The organism is Labrenzia sp. THAF191a (genome assembly GCF_009363335.1).
GTDB lineage: Bacteria > Pseudomonadota > Alphaproteobacteria > Rhizobiales > Stappiaceae > Roseibium > Roseibium algicola.
Genome location: NZ_CP045333.1, coordinates 4,049,553 through 4,067,723 on the forward strand (window position 1 = coordinate 4,049,553; position 18,171 = coordinate 4,067,723).

The window sequence follows — 18,171 nt, forward strand, 5'->3', positions numbered from 1 at the left end:
GATCAGACTTCAAATTCCTCAATATCGGCAAAGGCCTGCCGCAACTTGTCTGACCAGCCCCGGGACAGTTTCTGGAAATACGGGTCGTCCTGCTGAATGCGCACCTGGCGGTTGGTGGAAAAGCTGTCGGTGTTGTAGAGCAACATGTCGATGGGCATGCCGACGGACAGGTTCGACCTCAGCGTGCTGTCAAAGGACAGCAGCACCAGCTTGGCCGCTTCACCGAGGCGCATGTCCGCACGCGTGACCCGGTCCAGGATCGGCTTGCCGTATTTGTGCTCTCCGATCTGCAGATAGGGCGTGTCTTCACAGACCTCGATGAAGTTGCCGGCCGCATAGATCTGGAACATGCGCGGTTCCTCACCCTTGATCTGGCCGCCCAGAATGAAGGTGACGAAGAAGTTTTCCGCACTTGTTGCAAGGGCTTCGCCGTCGATCGCCTTGACCTCACGAACCGCACTGCCGACGAGGCGGGCAACCTGGAACATGGTCTTTGCGGTCATCAGGGTCGCCCGGTCGCTTTCGGCAGACGTGATGTGCTCACTCAAAAGCGAGACGACAGCCTGGGTGACCGCAAGGTTGCCGGCCGAGAGCAGGGTGATCACCCGCTCGCCTGGCTCTTCCCATACGTGGAGTTTCTTGAACGTGGCAATGTTGTCGACACCGGCGTTGGTGCGTGTGTCCGCGGCGAACACCAGCCCGCGATCCAGTTTCAAGCCAACGCAATAGGTCATTCCCAAGCCCTCAGACTGCGCCAAGACCCGATGCTGGAGCCCCTAAAGGGCAAGCATCCATCAGGCAGGGCGCAGGTTGCCCTTTAACATCTTTTGCTGGAGTGAGCCTGTTCGGGCGGTTTGAAAGACACTTACTGCTGTTGCTGGAATGCGGCCTGGGCCACATCGACCTCAACATGCAGGTTTTCCTCAAGCCCGCCAAAACGGATCCCCCTGATAGGGGCAGCTGAACGGGAATCCAGGCCCACCGTCAAGCGGATATAGCGATCGGTCGGACACATTGCGTTGGATATGTCGAATCCGGTCCAGCCAAGACCGTTTATCATCACTTCGGCCCAGGCATGATGGGCTTCCGAAGCCTGTTCGTCTTCCAGCAGCAGATAGCCGGAAACGTACCTTGCCGGAACGCCGATGGAACGTGCGGCGGCGATGAAAATATGCGCGTGATCCTGGCAGACGCCTTCTCCGGCGGCCAGTACGGCAGTGGCCGGAGCATGCGTTTCGGTGACGCCCACCTTGTAGTCGACCTTGTCGCGGATGGCATGCATCAGAGCATGGAACCCGGCAATCTTGTCATGCCCTTCCGCGTTGGCCGCCAATTTGCGGATCGCCTGGTTGGATTGCGTAAGCGGAGTGACTCTTGTGTAAATCCGCGGTGGGATGCCGGCATCCGGTTCGTGGCCGAGAATTCCGTTGGTATCCGTCGTCTCGACAATACCGCTGGCGGTGATCTCGACGTCCTCGATCGGCTCGCTACGCGAAACCATGTGAACCTGGTTGCCGAAAGCGTCCTTGTAGGTCGTCGCCCGTTCAATGCCGGGTGCTTCGATGGACCATTCGACAACTCTCTGGCTCGGGCCATCCTCGGGCGTCAGGCGCAACTGCTGCATGGCGTTGGCGAGTGGCGTCTCGTAACGGTATCGGGTCGTATGTCTGACAGTCAGTCGCATGCTGCACCGGTTCTGCGGGGTTCCAGGGTCAGGCGAAATTGTAGTCTTCGCAAAGCTGATGGGCGAAAAGATTGTTTTTGTTGATGAAATCCGAGAGGAAGTCATGCAGTCCCTGCTGATAGATTTCGTGCATCTGCTTTTCAGCCAGGTCTTTTGCCATGTCCGCTGCCATGTCCAGGCTTGGTTCACGCGAACCATAGAACTGGGCCAGGTCTTCCGCGGTATCGGCCATCCAGTCGTAGCAATGGGCAAGGGACCGGGGCATTTCCGTTCTGAGGATCAGAAACTCGGCAATGTTGAACGCTTTCAGTCGGGCATTCGGATACGCAAACCGGTAGCTTCTCCGCCCGGACAGGGCTCGCAGGATCGCGGACCACTGATAGTGCTCCAAAGAGCCGTCACCGATGATGTCGCTGTCCGGCAGCAGGGTCCAGTAGTAGGTGTCGAGGATGCGGGCCGTGTTGTCCGACCGTTCCACGAAATTCCCCATCTGGCTGAAGAAATAACCGTCGTCGCGCAGGATCGTGTTCAGCAGCGCGCCGCGGAACAGGTGCGCCCGCTGATTAACCCAGGCGAGAAAGTCCGGCAGTTTTTCCTGGGTGATGGATTGCGGGTTCACATCGGTGAACTCGATCCATGTGGTGTTGATGGCTTCCCAGAGTTCAGCCGTGATGCCGGTGCGAACGGCGCGAGCGTTGTTCCTGGCAAGTTCCAGGCAGCTGCGGACGCTTGAGGTGTTTTCCTTGGAAAAGATCATGTGGGCCGCCACGTTGCGGCCGTTCAGTTCCTCGTATTTCTGCTTGTATCCGGTCTCGCACCCCGCGCAGGCGAGGGCGAAGGTCCAGTGGGTTCCGTCCTCCTGACCCGAATGGGAGATGATGGCGCCACGACAGGCGACCTCAAGGAGACGGGAAACATTCTGGGCACGCTCGTGGTAGCGCGACATCCAAAACAGCGAAGAGGCGGTTCTTCCGAGCATCTGGTTCTCTCAGTCCTCAAGTACCCAGGTGTCTTTTGTGCCGCCACCCTGGCTGGAGTTGACGACGAGCGAGCCTTTCTTGAGGGCAACCCGTGTCAGGCCACCTGGCGTGATGCGGACCTGATCGCCGATCAGCACGTAGGGGCGCAGATCGACGTGGCGCGGGGCGACACCCGAAGCGACGTGTGTCGGGCAGGCCGACAGCGCCAGGGTCGGCTGGGCAATATAGTTGGAAGGGTTGGTTTCCAGGACTTTCCGGAATTCCGCGATTTCCCGCTTCGATGCGGTCGGACCGATCAGCATGCCGTAGCCGCCCGAACCGTGGACTTCCTTGACGACAATGTCCTCAAGATTGTCCAGAACATAGGCGAGGTCATCCGGCCGTGAGCAGTTCCACGTCGGAACGTTGTTCAGGATCGGTTTCTGGCCCGTGTAGAACTCGATGATGTCCGGGACATAGGCATAGATCGCCTTGTCGTCGGCAATACCCGTTCCCGGCGCATTGCAGATGGTGACGTTGCCGGCGCGATAGGCATCGAAGAGGCCCGGCACACCGAGCATGCTGCCCGGATTGAAGGTCAGCGGATCGAGGAAGGCATCGTCGATACGCCGGTAGATGACGTCGACCTGCTTCGGTTCGCGCGTTGTGCGCATGTAGACATGTCCGGCATCAACGAACAGATCCCGGCCTTCCACCAGTTCCACGCCCATGGAATCAGCCAGGAAAGCATGTTCGAAATAGGCGGAGTTATAGATGCCCGGGGTCAGGACAACGATCGTTTGCGAAGACTTCGAGGGATCCGGTGCGACGCTTTCCAGCGTCTGCAGGAGGTTCTCGGGATATTGCTCCACTGCGGCGACCCGGTGACTCTGAAAGAGCTCGGGGAAGAGACGCATCATCGTCTCCCGGTTCTCCATCATGTAAGAGACACCTGAAGGCGTGCGCGTGTTGTCTTCCAGCACGTAGAATTCGTTTTCCGACACGCGGACCAGATCGGTTCCGATGATGTGGGCATAGACCTTGCGGGCAGGGGTGAACCCGGCCATTTCAGGCAGGAATGCCTCGTTCTGCAGCACGAGCTCCGCCGGGATCCTGCCTGCGCGCAAAATTTCCTGGCGATGGTAGATGTCGTGCAGGAAGGCGTTCAGAGCCCGCACACGCTGGTCGATGCCTGCAGACAGGCGCCGCCACTCCGGAGCCGAGATGATGCGCGGGATGGGATCAAACGGGATCAGCCGTTCGGTAGCTTCTTCCGCTCCATAAACCGCGAAGGTGATGCCAAGTCTGCGGAAAATGGTTTCAGCGTCGCGGCCCTTCTTGGTCAGAAAGTTGGCTGGTTTGTCTTCCAGCCATTTGGCGAGCCGGGCGTATGGCTGGCGCGGCTTGTTGGCCTCGTCGAGCATTTCATTGAAGAAAGTGCGTTCGTCCGCCATTGCCTCCCCTTTGCCGATGCTTCGTTCTTGGGCAATCATGGCAAAATTCTGAAAGGTGTCAAAGTTCAATGTCGCGGCGACAGTGCCTGCAAATTAGGCAACGAGCTGAAATTCATCGAAAAATCCTGAGGTTCCCTCAGGTTGAATATATTTTTTTCGACCACTGAAAAAGGATTTGAAGGCGGTGTTTTTCACCGCTTGCGCATGCGAACTTCGCCAAAATGATGGGCTCAAATGAACGTTACGGCATCCTTGCTGCGGGACGGGGCCGGGAAAGACGAGTGGCCGGATCGGTGGGCGTCTGCTACCCGCCAAAACCTGCCAGACCGGAGTGGTAACATCTGCTTGTTCAGTCAGACAGAAGTTGTGTTCAATCCAATATGCACAGTCGATGGGCAGTTCGGGCAGCATGATCGAAAACCGATTTGCTGCCCGGTGCGTGTGCGGACAGGTGGCCGGGGACAGGGTGCTAACGCATCAGTGTCCTGCCGACCGAGATCACCGAAACGTCGCCGTATTTGCGTCCTGTCCAAACGTGCAGGCCCGCACCGACACCTAGCATCGGAATTGTGTAGAGACCTTTCTTGACGAACCCCTTGTTCTTGGTCAGTTCAATCGCGGCATGGCTCAGTTCCTCGTATTTCTCCATCGTAGTGACGATCTTGCCGATGCCCTTGATGCCCTTGAGGACGTCCCCCAGCTTTCCGGCAATCGCCAGATCGAGGTCCCAATCAGACCATTCGCCCTTCTTGTTGAACTCGCTGGGCGTCTTGACACCATGTGCCACGATGACGATGCCGCCGACGCTGCCTCCCAGGCCGCCGCCGATTTTCCAGCCGTCCGCCATAAGGTCAACGTAGTCGACATAGCCGTTGTCATCGGCGCTGGCCCGGTAAAGGCGTCCATTCCAGTTGTACCGCCCGACAGCAACAAGGTCGCCTGAATGGCTTTCACCGATGCCGACCCACAAGGTGGAAGCCGCCTTTGGTTTGGGCTTCATCTTCTTGGGCGTTTTGATGACCTTCGGATTGGGCGGGGTCGGCAGGGAATGCACGTAAATCATCACGGCACGGAACTGTCCGTCTTCAACGCCGTCTTCCTGACCCATTTCTTCAGCCAGGGTTTCGCCAAGTCCGTCGACCAGATCGAACGGAAAACAGGACAGTAGGCATTCTTCGAGGAACGTCTTCACGGCATTTGCCCGCTTCATCGACAGGGCCTTGTTGAAGGCTGCCTTGCCGCTGCGGCTGGAAAGTCCGACGATACTGATGCTGCCGTTGCCCTTCAGCAGCGGTACGACGTTTCTGCGAAGCCAGTTCTTGTGATCTTCCTTGAGGTTCGCCTGGCTGACGTCGAAATATTGCAAACGCGCGAGCGTGATGACACCGTCACGGTGATCAACAACATAATTTCCTGACATTAATGTACTCCGTTAAGAATGGGTCCTGGACCTGAAATGAGATTTCTCGAGTTTGAAAATCGTGCTTCAAAAAAGGGCACGTATTGAAGTGATCCTGGTCTGTCCTGGCGCGCGGAAACGTGAGGGCAGGTTTGGGATCGGGCAAAGCGTGGCCATAAAGGCTTTTGCCGGACATTCGTCAAGCTCTTCGTCCAGCTTCTGTGGGCGTTTGGCTGGGAAGGTTCACGGGGCGTAGTTTCCCCATAAGCCCATGTGCTGACTAGGCTCTGTCGGGGGATCATGCTACGGCGTGATCCAAGCTCAAGTTTTGGGAGGACCGGATGAAAGAAGTTCTGGCCGAATTGGAACAACGCCGCGAAACCGCGCGGCTGGGCGGCGGACAACGCCGCATCGATGCGCAGCATGCCAAGGGCAAACTGACTGCGCGTGAACGTATTGAAATTCTTCTGGACGAAGGGTCCTTTGAAGAATTCGACATGTTCAAACAGCACCGCTGTACCGATTTCGGCATGGAAGAGCAGCATATCCCCGGCGACGGCGTGATCACCGGCTGGGGAACGGTCAACGGTCGGACCGTTTACGTGTTCTCCAAGGATTTCACGGTCTTCGGCGGGTCTCTTTCCGAAACGCATGCGGAAAAGATCACCAAGCTCCAGGACATGGCCCTGCAGAACCGGGCACCAATCATCGGCCTGTTCGACGCAGGTGGCGCCCGTATTCAGGAAGGCGTCGCGGCTCTTGGCGGTTACGGCGAAGTGTTCCAGCGCAACGTTCTGGCTTCCGGTGTCATTCCGCAGATTTCGCTCATCATGGGACCTTGCGCAGGCGGCGACGTCTATTCCCCTGCCATGACGGACTTCATCTTCATGGTGCGTGACACGTCGTACATGTTCGTTACCGGACCGGACGTGGTGAAGACCGTGACGAACGAGACGGTGACAGCCGAGGAACTCGGCGGCGCGTCGATCCACACCACCAAGTCTTCGATTGCGGACGGTGCCTTTGACAACGACGTCGAAGCCCTGCAGGAAATGCGCCGGCTGATTGACTATCTGCCGATGAACAATCGTGCGGACCTGCCGGAACTGACGAACTACGACGACCCGGAGCGGATCGACACCAGCCTCGACACGCTCATTCCGGACAATCCGAACAAGCCCTACGACATGAAGGAACTTGTTCTGAAGACAGTCGACGAGGGCGACTTCTTCGAAATCCAGGGCAGTTTCGCGGGCAACATCCTTACCGGTTTCGGACGGATCGAGGGTCGCACTGTCGGCATCGTTGCCAACCAGCCGATGGTTCTGGCCGGCGTTCTGGATTCCGATGCCAGCCGCAAGGCTGCAAGGTTTGTCCGCTTCTGCGACTGTTTCAGCATTCCGATCGTGACCTTCGTCGATGTTCCAGGCTTCCTGCCCGGCACGTCGCAGGAATATGGCGGCCTGATCAAGCACGGCGCCAAGCTGCTGTTTGCCTACGCTGAAGCTACGGTGCCGAAGATCACCGTCATCACCCGCAAGGCCTACGGCGGTGCTTACGACGTGATGAGCTCCAAGCACATCCGCGGCGACATCAACTACGCCTGGCCGTCTGCTGAAATCGCGGTGATGGGCGCAAAAGGGGCGGTCGAAATTCTCTACAGATCCGAACTCGGCGACAAGGAGAAGATCGCCAAGCGGACAAAGGATTACGAGGACCGGTTCGCCAATCCGTTCGTTGCTGCCGAGCGCGGCTATATCGACGATGTCATTCGCCCGCATTCCACCCGCCGGCGTGTATCCAAGGCCCTGGCCCTGCTCAGGTCCAAGCAGGCGGATATGCCATGGAAAAAGCACGACAATATTCCGCTCTAGCAAGAAGAGCCGATTTGCATTCATTCGCTCGGTTCCGGAAGACGATCGCTGGTCCGCAGCAGTGACACACGAGATTGTATCAGGCCGGATTTTCCGGCCTGTTTGCTGTCTGCAAGATCAATCCCAACGCGAGAGACCGCGCGGGAACAGAGGTTCCTTGCATTCGAACGCGACAGGGCAGCGTGGTGTATCCCGCGTCTGGCCGAACTGCGTGAACAGGACCTGGTTACGATCGCAGTAGCTAAGGTTCGAAACAAACATCGAATAGGTATACTGCCCCGTGGTGAAGACCACGGCACCGTGCTGGCGCACCATGTTCTGCGCCTGGGCACAGGTCATCTTGCGAAGGTCCGGTCGTGCCTCGGCCGCCGTCGACATGACAAGGCCGGGAAGGGCAAGCGCTGCTGCGCAAAGAAGCATTTTCCGCATGAAAGTCTCCTGACGTGCCGTTGCCACCGGAAAGAACGCTCTGAAGGTTTAGTCTAGCAGAACAGTCCGGAAAGTTGGTGACAGGAGAAGTGTGCACCAACTTGTGGTGCGCAAATGTGATTGCGAGCACACAAAATCGCCGGTCAGGATTTTGCCTGGAGTTTACTGCGTATTACGGGCCATCTGGCTGGAACATACAGACCCCGCCATGGCTTCTCGCACACCGTTTAGGGAAAAGCCCGAATAGCGTCTGTCTTCCAGTTGCACGGCGAATTTTACCGATGAACGCAACCGGTGCCAGAAATAGGTCATGTTGTCGGAACAGGCCGGGCAGTCATTGTAGATGTAACCGTCGTTTCCTGCCTTGAACTTTATCAGCTTGTGATCCAGCTCGACCAGGACTGTGGACCCGGGGTCCGGCCTGCGGCCCTTGATGCGCACGCCGATAAGGGTGTTCCTGACGGCATGATTGGGCGGGCACCAGATCGTGAATCGCGCTCCTGATGAGCTTTCGGTCCAGTAGCGCTCGTAGCCATACGCCGTGTCTGTATGCCACTTGCCGTATTCGGCTGCGGCTGCCGGCAAGCTCGTGGCCAGTGCAAGGTATAAAAAAGAAAAGAAGGCGCTGCGCATCGAGCCGTTTCCGTAATCTGTCACCGACGAAAATTACAGGTGTTCTGTTAAAAGCCCTTCAATCAAGAAAGTAATTTGGCGGCCTGGCATGCCACGTGGCGATGGCCAGGCCGCCCTGCCTCAGGACCTGGGGTGTTGTTTCTGCCAGTCGGTCGGGCAAACGTTTCCGGGAATGATCTTCTGGGCGCCACGCAGGGAAAATCCGGCATAGCTGTCGTCCTGGAATTTCACCGCAAGGGAATGGGATGACCGCAAACGGTGCCAGACATAGCCGAAGCTGTCGGAACACGCGGCGCAACCCGTTTCCACGTATCCCTGCTCGTTGATTGGCAGCTCCAGGATCTCGCGGTCCATGATCAATTTGATCCTGCTGCGCGGTGGCGGCATTTTTCCGTCGATATCAATATGAAGCAGCGTGCCGTTGATCCGGCGTTTCGGATGACACCAGACTACGAAGTTCGCGCCAAGGTTGTTGGTGGTCCAATAACGTGTAAAGCCATTGATTTCGCCGCTCTTCCACTTGCCTGCGGTTTCCGCCAGTGCGGAAGTTGGTAGTAAAGCACTCGCGATAATTGCCGCTGAAAAGATGCGTTTCATTTAATTGTTCCCCATTGCCTTGGTAATTCCTGCAATAAGTTTATTAAAATTCGGATAAATAGACGCTTTCCCGCCGAACTACCTTCGGTCGGTCCTTGTCGCGGCATGCCGTTTTTGAGTGTTTGGGCAACTATCCGCAAAATCACGTCTCGCCCTTTGGATAAGTTGCGTGCCAAAGTGGCGCAGCCTACAAAATGGAAAATCGTCCAGCTGGGTGGAAATTCATGTTCTCCAAAATACTAGTCGCCAACCGTGGTGAGATTGCCTGTCGCGTCATCAAGACGGCCCGCCGCATGGGCATAAAGACAGTTGCGGTCTATTCCGATGCCGATCGCGATGCCCTTCACGTGGAAATGGCAGACGAAGCGGTCCACATCGGTCCCGCGGCAGCGTCGGAATCCTATCTGATCGCCGACAAGATCATCGCGGCCTGCAAGGAGACCGGAGCTGAAGCCGTGCATCCGGGCTATGGCTTCCTGTCCGAACGCGCCAGCTTTCCCGAAGCGCTGGCGAAGGAAGGCATTGTCTGGATCGGCCCCAATCCGCGCGCCATCATGGCGATGGGCGACAAGATCGAATCCAAGAAATTCGCCAATGAGGCGAAGGTCAGCACGGTGCCGGGCTATCTTGGCGTAATAGAAAGCCCGGAGCAGGCTGTCGAAATCGCTGCGGACATTGGCTACCCGGTCATGATCAAGGCGTCCGCGGGTGGTGGCGGCAAGGGTATGCGCATCGCCTGGAATGCGGACGAGGTGCGGGATGGCTACACCCGCTCGAAATCCGAGGCGGCGTCTTCCTTCGGCGACGATCGGGTTTTCATTGAGAAATTCATCGAAAACCCGCGCCATATTGAAATCCAGGTCCTGGGCGACAAGCACGGCAATGCGATTTACCTGGGCGAGCGTGAATGCTCGATTCAGCGGCGCAACCAGAAGGTCATCGAAGAGGCGCCGTCGCCTCTGCTCGATGAGGAAACGCGCCGCAAGATGGGTGAGCAGGCCGTCGCGCTTGCAAAGGCCGTCGACTATGACAGTGCCGGCACGGTCGAGTTCGTCGCCGGGCAGGACAAGAGCTTCTTCTTCCTGGAAATGAACACGCGCCTGCAGGTGGAGCACCCGGTGACCGAACTGATCACCGGTATCGATCTGGTTGAGCAGATGATCCGCGTTGCCGCCGGTGAAAAACTGGACCTTGCCCAGGAAGACGTCAAGCTGAACGGCTGGGCAGTCGAAAGCCGTATTTATGCGGAAGATCCCTACCGCAATTTCCTGCCGTCCATTGGCCGGCTTGTGCGCTACCGGCCGCCGGCGGAAGAGGCCAGCAACGGGGTTACCGTCCGCAACGATACCGGCGTTGTCGAGGGCTCTGAAATTTCGATGTTCTACGACCCGATGATCGCAAAGCTGATCACCCATGCGCCGACACGGGCGGAGGCGATCGATGCGATGAGTTCAGCTCTGGATGCGTTTTACGTCGACGGTATTCAGCACAATGTACCGTTTCTGACAGCGCTGATGAACCATCCGCGCTGGCGGTCGGGCGAGTTGGCTACCAGTTTCATCGCAGACGAATATCCGGACGGCTTCGAGCCGGCAGTTCCCGATGACGAGGCCTATGCGGTTCTTGCAGCCGTTGCCCTGTCCATGGGGGCGTTGCAACGCGAGCGTCTGGACCACCTGCCCGGGCGGTTGCGGGCTCATTCCGGTGCCATTCGCGAGGATTGGGTGATCAAGCTCGACAAGACCTATGTTCCGATCCGGCTTGCTGCCGGGTATCCGGGGACGCCCGTCGAGATCGATGTCGCGATCGGCGATGGCCCCGTTGTCAATGTGGAGGCTGACTGGGCGCCAGGTGATCCGCTCTGGTCCGGCAAGGTCGGCGCGAAGGATGTGACGGTGCAGGTCCGGACCCTGCGCGGTGGCTACCGCCTCGACTGGCAGGGCTATTCCGTGGTCGCGAAAGTGATGACACCGCGGATTGCCGAGCTGGATGCCTTGATGCCGGAGAAGCTGCCGCCGGACACGTCGAAGATGCTGCTGTGCCCGATGCCTGGTCTGGTGGTGTCCATCGCTGTGGCCGAGGGACAGGAAGTCAAGGCAGGTGAGCAGCTTGCCGTCGTTGAGGCCATGAAGATGGAAAACGTGCTGAGAGCGGAGCGCGACTGTGTCGTGAGCGCCATCAAGGCAACGCCCGGCGACAGCCTTGCCGTAGACGCCGTGATCATGGAGTTTTCCTGATCCGGGGTGATTCACCTAACGCAGCCTGATTGACAGGCATCGGATACTGCCGATATTCAGCGGCCTGCGACCATCCGGTCCAGGCCGCTTTCTTTTTCAATACGTTGCGGGGCATCATGACGACTTCGACCATCCTGTTCGATCTGGACGGAACCCTGACTGACCCCTTTGAAGGCATCACCCGTTCAATCGGGTATGCGGTTGAAAAGATGGGTGGGCAGGCACCTGACGTGGAAGAGCTGCGCTGGTGCATCGGGCCGCCGCTCTGGGACAGCTTCAAGGTTCTTCTGGGAACGGAAGACAAGGCTGTGCTGGATCAAGCCGTGGCCTTCTATCGTGAGCGCTACACGGTGACGGGACTGTTCGAGAATTCGCTGATCGAGGGTATTCCCGAACTGCTGACAACTCTCAGGAAAGACGGGTTTCTTCTTCACGTCTGTACCTCAAAGCCCCACAGTTACGCAGGTCGGATCGTTGAGCATTTCGGCCTGATGGACTTTTTCGGCAAGGTCTACGGTGCAGAGTTGGACGGCACGCGGTCCGCGAAAGCCGAGCTGATCGCGCATATCCTGAGTGAGGAAAACATCCAGTCGTCGGAGGCGGTCATGGTTGGTGATCGCAAGCATGACCTTGTCGGAGCAAACGCCAACGCAGTGGCGGGCATTGGCGTGTTGTGGGGCTACGGTAGCCGTGAAGAACTGGCCGCCGAAAATCCGGTATTGATAGCAGCCAGACCTCAAGACATCGCCGCGTATTTCGCGACCCGCTAATGGCCTCCATTCCGACACGGTGGCAATGAGAGTGGCTTCTTGCTGCCGGCAAACTTTCTTAACTCCGAATTTATCGATTTTCCCGTAGGTTAAGCTCAAAGGAGTGCGCCTTGGCAGAACGGATGCATGCAACGGATACCCAAAATACGTCGGTACCGTCTGAAAAGGCGGTTGACGTCGGGTATTATTCGCCTGCCAAAAGACCGCCACCGTCGCTTCCAGCCGGTTACGTCCTGCACCAGGTCACTGTCCAGCCGCTCTCCTCTTGCCCGTTTCAGGTCTGTCTTCTGGATGTCGGGGCGACGGGGGCATTGCCGACCTGCGATTTTCACAGAATACGGGATACGACCCTCATCATCGCTTGTTCGTCGGGAGAACTGGCAGCAAAAACGCAGCTGACATTGCTGGAAGGCGGGGTGGATGATGTTGTCGACGCCGATGACGCGGACCTTCTGCTGCTTGCCCTTAAACGCGCAGAACTCGTGATCGCGCGGCAGGGTGGGCTGTTCCGAAAATGCCGCGATCTCGCCATTGAGAGGGATAACCTTCAGTCTGCAATCGATAACCTGCCTTCACCCATCTTCTTCAAGAACCGGGCCGGCATCTACAGCGGCTGCAACAAGGCTTTTGAAGCGTTCATCGGTTTGCCGGCCAGCAAGGTGAACGGCGCCAGTGTTTACGACGTAGCGCCAGCTGAATTGGCAAAGGTCTATGAAGCGGCCGACGAAGAGCTGATGCAGCAGGGGGGTGTTCAGATCTATGAGGCGGACGTTTGCTATGCTGATGGCGAGCGCCGAACGGTGACCTTCCACAAGGCTGTTACCCGTGACCGGGTCTCCGGCGAGGTGAACGGCCTTGCTGGATCCATGCTCGACATCACTGAACGCAAACGTCTGGAAGAGCAGCTCAAGTGGGCAGCAGAGCGCGATGCCCTGACAGAGGCCTACAACCGTCGCAGGTTTTTCGAGCTGGCAGCTGCAGCAAAGGAACGGGCACAAAAGACGCCAGTCAGCCTGTCCATCCTTGTGCTGGACGTTGACCATTTCAAACTGATCAACGATCGATACGGCCATGCCTGCGGCGATGCAGCGCTCAATCATCTTGTCGGCCTGCTGAAACGTGAACTTCAAGAGCCGCATATCTTTGCAAGGGCGGGCGGTGAAGAGTTCTATTGCCTGCTGGAAGGGTGCGACCTCAATGAGGCCTTTGAAATCGCCGAGCGCATTCGAAAGGCCGTCGAAACCGTGCCCCACTTGCATGATCAGCAGCTGATCTCAATGCGGGTCAGCATAGGGGCTGCCACCGTTGGAGATGGCGAGAAAATCAGCCAGACCATCGCCAGGGCTGATGAAGCGCTATACAGCGCCAAGCAGGCCGGCAGAAATCGGGTTTGCGTGGCCTGATGTGCCGTTGAGGTGCCTTTCGGCATGCATCCACTATTGCATCCTGTCTATTTCAGGGATACTGAAAGCTCTTGGAGAGCAGTTCTCGGGGCGGGGTGAAATTCCCCACCGGCGGTATCGGGGAAACCCGGAGCCCGCGAGCGCTTCGGATAAAATGTTCGAAGGTCAGCAGATTCGGTGAGATGCCGGAGCCGACGGTTGAGGTGGCGTCAAGCGAAGCCGCCCGAAAGTCCGGATGAGAGAGAACTTGACCGCCGCCATTTGTTGATGGCCGGTGGGCGTGTGTCTTTTGAGACTGTTCTGAACGATGACGGAACGGATCGCAGATAGGACGCCCATGTCGACCAAATCGAAGAAGCCCATATTCGCCGCACTTGCCATGATCGGGGCAGGGGCTTCGTTTGCAATCGTGAACGGCGCCCTGCAGGCCTCGACCATGCAACTGGGCGTGCCATCAACGTCCGCGGCCTTCTGGCAATATGCGCTGGGCCTTTTCGTTGGCCTGCCATTCGTCCTGCGGCGCGGCTTTTCCGCCTTGAAGACACATCAGATCGGATGGCATCTGACGCGGGGTGTTCTTGCAGTGATCGGGATCCAGTTGTGGGTCGCAGGTCTTGCGCAGGTCGAGATCTGGCAGGCAATCGCCTTGGTGATGACTTCGCCGTTTTTCGTGATCATTGGCGCCAAGCTGTTCTTCAGGGAACGGGTTGGCCTGATCCGGTGGCTCGCGACGTTGGCGGGCTTTTCCGGCGGCATGGTGATTCTGGAGCCCTGGACGGAAGGCTTCAGCCTGGCAGCACTTTTGCCGGTCGGGGCAGCTGCATTCTGGGCAGGAACTTCGCTCGTCACCAAAAAGCTGACTGCAACTGAAGATGCCGATTCCATCACCATCTACCTGCTGCTGCTCCTGACACCGGTAAATGCACTGCTTGCGCTGGGAGAGGGCGGTATCGTGCCAACCGGTCCGGCGCTGTGGCTGCTCGTGGGTGCCGGCGCCCTGACTGTGCTGGCAAACTACCTGCTGACCCTCGCCTACCAGAAGGCCGATGCGGCCTTCGTGCAGCCTTTCGACCACCTGAAGCTTCCGCTGAATATCGCGGTCGGCTTCTTCGCTTTCGGCTTTGCCCCGAGCGGTGCATTCTGGCCGGGAGCGCTGGTGATTGTCGGTGCATCGCTGCTGGTCATGTTGGACGAGCAAAAGCGCGACACGCAAGTGTCCACAGCCTGAAGCACACGCAGACGTTTGCGAACAGGCAGGTTTGCACTAAGCTTTTGCAGCATCGCGAACTTCGGAGACCTGAATGACCGCCGATCCATTGACCGTTCACGTGCTGATTGAGGGCAGGGTCCAGGGTGTTGGGTACCGCGCCTGGTGTGCGGGTGAAGCTGAAGACAGGGCACTGGCCGGCTGGGTGCGCAATCTCAGCTCCGGTGGGGTCGAAGCCGTGTTTTCAGGCCCGTCCGATACCGTTGTCGACATGCTGGATGTACTCTGGCATGGGCCGTCTCTTGCAAGGGTAAACCTGGTCAAGGACCTTGAGCCGGTAGAGCCCTGCTCGGGCGCCTTCGAGGTGCGCGATACGGCTTAACCGGCTGTGGCCAATCGTCTTTTCTATATCAATCGCGACATTGGAAGTTGAGTTGTCACGGAAATATCGCAATGATCTGATCTTTCAGATGAAGCAATCGGTGCCGCACTGTTGGTGCCGAAACGTGAAACCGGGAGATTTTCAGTGAAGATTGCGATACTTGGCGGTGATGGTTTTGTCGGCTGGCCCACATCCTTGCATTTGTCAGATCAGGGCCATGAAGTTCATATCATCGACAATCTGAGCCGTCGCTGGATCGATGCCGAGCTTGGTGTGCAATCGCTGACGCCCATGGATTCGATCCAGGAACGCACGCGGATCTGGAAGCAGGAAACCGGCAATACAATCCGGTTCCACCTGATCGATATTGCCCGCGACTATGAAGTGTTCAAGGCCTGGCTTGCAGACAACCGGCCGGATGCCATCATCCACTTCGCCGAACAGCGCGCTGCGCCTTATTCGATGAAATCGGACCAGCACAAGAACTACACTGTCAACAACAACGTCAATGCCACGCACCATCTGCTCAACGCGATGGTGGAACTGGATCTTGATGCGCATCTTGTCCACCTCGGCACCATGGGCGTCTACGGCTATTCCAGTGTCGGCGCGGCGATTCCCGAAGGCTATCTGTCGGTTGACGTCGAGACCCTGAACGGCTCCAAAGCGGCTCAGGAAATCCTTTATCCGGCCAACCCCGGCTCGATCTATCACATGACCAAGTGCCTGGATCAGCTGCTGTTCCAGTTCTACGCCAAGAACGACGGGCTAAAGGTCACTGACCTGCACCAGGGGATCGTGTGGGGCACGCATACCGAACAGACCCTTCGACACAAGCAACTGATCAACCGGTTCGACTATGACGGCGACTATGGCACGGTTCTGAACCGGTTCCTGATCCAGGCAGCCATCGGCTATCCGCTGACGGTTCACGGCACCGGTGGCCAGACACGGGCTTTCATCCATATCCAGGATTCGGTTCGCTGCATTGAACTGGCGTTGAAGAACCCGCCGAAAAAGGGCGACCGGGTCAAGGTGTTCAACCAGATGACCGAGACCCACCGGGTGCGGGATCTGGCAGAGCTGATCTCCCGTCTTACCGGCGCGAAGGTTGCCTATCTGCCAAACCCGCGCAAGGAAGCGGCAGAAAACGATCTGGTTGTCGAGAACAAGCAGTTCCTGGAACTGGGCCTCAATCCGATCACGCTGGAAGAAGGTCTGTTGAGCGAGGTGGTGGACGTCGCTAAGAACTTCGCCTACCGCGTCGACCGCAGCCGAGTACCGGCAGTGTCCGCCTGGACCAAGGAAATTGCCGACGAGATCGAACGGGATCCGGAACATCCGCGTCTGAAATCCGTGTCCTGAGGCCGGGAATGCAAGACACTCCTCAGTTCGACAGGGCGCCTGGAAGCACATGTGCCTATGTGACACTGGTGACGAACCGGGACTATGTGCTCGGGGCGACGGCGCTTCTGCGCTCGCTCCGGCATTCGGGAACCGAAGCCGACCTCGTGGTCCTCTACACGCCCGGGGTCGGTGAGGCGGATCTTGTCGCACTTGCGGAATTCGGACCTCGGCTTGGCCGGTGCGAGCGCCTGCCAACGAGCGAAAGCTTCAACGCGCGCCATGAACGCGGCCGCATTCACAAGGCAGCTCCCTTCACAAAGGGCGGCAAGCCGGTCTTTCACACGCCTCTGGACAACTTCGTCAAGCTGCGGCTGTGGCAACTCGAGGAATATGACCGGGTCATCTTCATCGATGCCGATGCCATCGTGCTGCAGAACTGCGACAAGCTATTTGGCTATCCCGAGTTCTGCGCAGCGCCCAACGTCTACGAAAGCCTGCAGGACTTCCACCGGCTGAACAGCGGCGTCTTTACCGCCCGGCCGAATATGGCCACGTTCGAGGCCATGCTGGCGCGTCTGGACAGGCCGGAGGCCTTCTGGCGGCGTACGGACCAGACGTTTCTGGAAGACTATTTTCCCGACTGGCACGGGTTGCCGGTGTTCTTCAACACGCTCCAGTATGTCTGGTTCAACCTGCCGGAACTCTGGAACTGGAAGCAGATCCATGTGCTGCATTACCAGTATGAAAAGCCCTGGCAGGAGGGGCATGAAAAGACCGCCAAGTTGCGTCCTCTGATCGATCTCTGGCAGGCTTTTGCGACCGGTGTCGGCATTCCGGACGATATGGCCGGTCTGCCCGGTCCTCTGGAGTGGGCTGCAAAGCAGGCATCCTGATGCATGTTCTTCTGACGGGGGCAAGCGGGGTAGTTGGCCGGTTCATCCTGAAGCGGCTGCTTGACGATGGCTGCACGGTCACGGTTCTTGGAAGACGCCCTGTTGACGGCGTTGCGGCAGCCTTTCGGACCTATGACCTTGCTGACCCGGATCCTCAACTCCCGCAAGCCGATGCACTCGTTCATTGTGCACTGGTCCATGAGCCCGGCAAGTTCCGGGGCGGTGAGGGGGACGATCCAGAGCGGTTCAGGAAGCTGAATGTCGACGGTACCCGGCGTCTTTTTGAAGCGGCCGCGAAGGCGGGCTGCCGGACAGTCGTTTTCCTCTCCAGCAGGGCTGTTTACGGCGATCACCGCCAAGGCGAAAAGCTCGCGGAAACGGATGAACCTGCACCCGATACGCTTTATGGCGAGGTGAAACTTGCAGGGGAAACGGCACTCAAGGCGTTATGCTGCCAGAGTATGAGCGGCATCGTTTTGCGCGCGACCGGTGTTTACGGACCAGGGTCAGGCTCGGCAGACCACAAATGGTCAGGGCTTTTCAGGGACTTTGCGGCCGGTATTCCGATTGCCCCGCGCAGGGGAACGGAAGTTCACGGGGACGATCTTGCTGCTGCCGTTGCCCTGGTTCTGGAAGAGCGACGGGTAAATGAAGAACCATTTCAGATCTACAACGTCTCGGATCTCCTGCTCGACCGCCAGGACCTTCTGGCACTTTATGCTGCCGAAGCAGGTTTGAACCTTGAGGTGCCGGCAGCATCGAACCAGGCGCCAGGCGAAATGACGACAGACCGGCTGCGGGCACTTGGGTGGTCGCCTGGCGGAACTGAAAAGCTGAAAGTGTTTCTGCGCTCAATAGCTAGGCGCGGTGCGGCCGGCACATGACGCTCAGCTTGTGAGCAAG

Annotated in this window: 18 protein-coding genes and 1 riboswitch; of the genes, 9 read left to right on the plus strand and 9 right to left on the minus strand. The window is 58.1% G+C overall.

The genetic code is table 11. From position 1 onward, the window contains the following. Positions 1–2: 2 nt before the first annotated feature. The 6 genes from FIV05_RS18690 to FIV05_RS18715 all read right to left on the minus strand — a co-directional run bounded on the left by FIV05_RS18690 (position 3) and on the right by FIV05_RS18715 (position 5,517). Positions 3–734, minus strand: coding sequence for a proteasome-type protease (locus FIV05_RS18690; RefSeq protein ID WP_152510574.1), 732 nt, complete (start codon positions 732–734; stop codon positions 3–5). Positions 735–865: 131 nt separating this feature from the next. After that, entirely contained in the window at positions 866–1,684 is an 819-nt protein-coding gene (locus tag FIV05_RS18695) for a transglutaminase family protein (protein WP_152510575.1), read from the minus strand. A 28-nt stretch (positions 1,685–1,712) separates the two neighbouring features. Beyond that, positions 1,713–2,663 (minus strand): alpha-E domain-containing protein, encoded by a 951-nt coding sequence (locus FIV05_RS18700; RefSeq protein ID WP_152510576.1) that lies wholly within the window; start codon positions 2,661–2,663, stop codon positions 1,713–1,715. A gap of 9 nt (positions 2,664–2,672) precedes the next feature. Then, positions 2,673–4,097, minus strand: coding sequence for a circularly permuted type 2 ATP-grasp protein (locus FIV05_RS18705; protein ID WP_031268326.1), 1,425 nt, complete (start codon positions 4,095–4,097; stop codon positions 2,673–2,675). Positions 4,098–4,190: 93 nt separating this feature from the next. Then, the gene (locus FIV05_RS18710) at positions 4,191–4,508 is read right to left on the minus strand and encodes a hypothetical protein (protein ID WP_152510577.1); all 318 of its coding nucleotides are present in this window, start codon (positions 4,506–4,508) and stop codon (positions 4,191–4,193) included. A gap of 58 nt (positions 4,509–4,566) precedes the next feature. Further along, positions 4,567–5,517, minus strand: a complete 951-nt coding sequence (locus FIV05_RS18715; RefSeq protein WP_152510578.1) for an OmpA family protein — start codon at positions 5,515–5,517, stop codon at positions 4,567–4,569. A gap of 320 nt (positions 5,518–5,837) precedes the next feature. Between FIV05_RS18715 and FIV05_RS18720 the strand changes: the two genes are divergently transcribed. Continuing rightward, a complete protein-coding gene (locus FIV05_RS18720) occupies positions 5,838–7,370 on the plus strand; it encodes an acyl-CoA carboxylase subunit beta (RefSeq protein WP_152510579.1) in 1,533 nt (510 codons plus the stop codon). A gap of 117 nt (positions 7,371–7,487) precedes the next feature. Here FIV05_RS18720 and FIV05_RS18725 read toward each other — a convergent pair whose 3' ends face one another. From FIV05_RS18725 to FIV05_RS18735, 3 genes are all read right to left on the minus strand, one after another. After that, a complete protein-coding gene (locus tag FIV05_RS18725) occupies positions 7,488–7,799 on the minus strand; it encodes a hypothetical protein (protein WP_152510580.1) in 312 nt (103 codons plus the stop codon). A gap of 162 nt (positions 7,800–7,961) precedes the next feature. After that, a complete protein-coding gene (locus FIV05_RS18730) occupies positions 7,962–8,432 on the minus strand; it encodes a hypothetical protein (protein WP_152510581.1) in 471 nt (156 codons plus the stop codon). Between the two features lie 120 nt (positions 8,433–8,552). After that, on the minus strand, positions 8,553–9,029 hold the full coding sequence (locus FIV05_RS18735) for a hypothetical protein (RefSeq protein WP_152510582.1): 477 nt from the start codon (positions 9,027–9,029) through the stop codon (positions 8,553–8,555). A gap of 224 nt (positions 9,030–9,253) precedes the next feature. Here FIV05_RS18735 and FIV05_RS18740 point away from each other — a divergent pair, with 224 nt between their 5' ends. From FIV05_RS18740 to FIV05_RS18775, 8 genes are all read left to right on the plus strand, one after another. Next, entirely contained in the window at positions 9,254–11,266 is a 2,013-nt protein-coding gene (locus FIV05_RS18740) for an acetyl/propionyl/methylcrotonyl-CoA carboxylase subunit alpha (protein WP_152510583.1), read from the plus strand. 116 nt (positions 11,267–11,382) lie between these two features. Next, a complete protein-coding gene (locus FIV05_RS18745) occupies positions 11,383–12,036 on the plus strand; it encodes an HAD family hydrolase (protein ID WP_152510584.1) in 654 nt (217 codons plus the stop codon). A 110-nt stretch (positions 12,037–12,146) separates the two neighbouring features. Further along, entirely contained in the window at positions 12,147–13,439 is a 1,293-nt protein-coding gene (locus tag FIV05_RS18750) for a diguanylate cyclase (protein WP_209009703.1), read from the plus strand. Positions 13,440–13,516: 77 nt separating this feature from the next. Next, positions 13,517–13,690, plus strand: a riboswitch (FMN riboswitch). An 86-nt stretch (positions 13,691–13,776) separates the two neighbouring features. Then, the gene (locus FIV05_RS18755) at positions 13,777–14,667 is read left to right on the plus strand and encodes a DMT family transporter (protein ID WP_152510585.1); all 891 of its coding nucleotides are present in this window, start codon (positions 13,777–13,779) and stop codon (positions 14,665–14,667) included. Between the two features lie 73 nt (positions 14,668–14,740). Beyond that, a complete protein-coding gene (locus FIV05_RS18760; protein ID WP_022998281.1) occupies positions 14,741–15,028 on the plus strand; it encodes an acylphosphatase in 288 nt (95 codons plus the stop codon). Between the two features lie 144 nt (positions 15,029–15,172). Beyond that, entirely contained in the window at positions 15,173–16,393 is a 1,221-nt protein-coding gene (locus FIV05_RS18765; RefSeq protein ID WP_062488568.1) for an NAD-dependent epimerase/dehydratase family protein, read from the plus strand. Between the two features lie 8 nt (positions 16,394–16,401). After that, positions 16,402–17,268: a glycosyltransferase gene (locus FIV05_RS18770; RefSeq protein ID WP_152510586.1), complete on the plus strand. Its 867-nt coding sequence runs from the start codon at positions 16,402–16,404 to the stop codon at positions 17,266–17,268. Further along, positions 17,268–18,152 carry an NAD-dependent epimerase/dehydratase family protein gene (locus FIV05_RS18775; RefSeq protein ID WP_173013880.1) on the plus strand — a complete coding sequence of 295 codons (885 nt, stop codon included), beginning with the start codon at positions 17,268–17,270 and terminating at the stop codon, positions 18,150–18,152. Before FIV05_RS18770 ends, FIV05_RS18775 begins: the two co-directional genes overlap by 1 nt. The last annotated feature ends 19 nt before the right edge of the window (positions 18,153–18,171 follow it).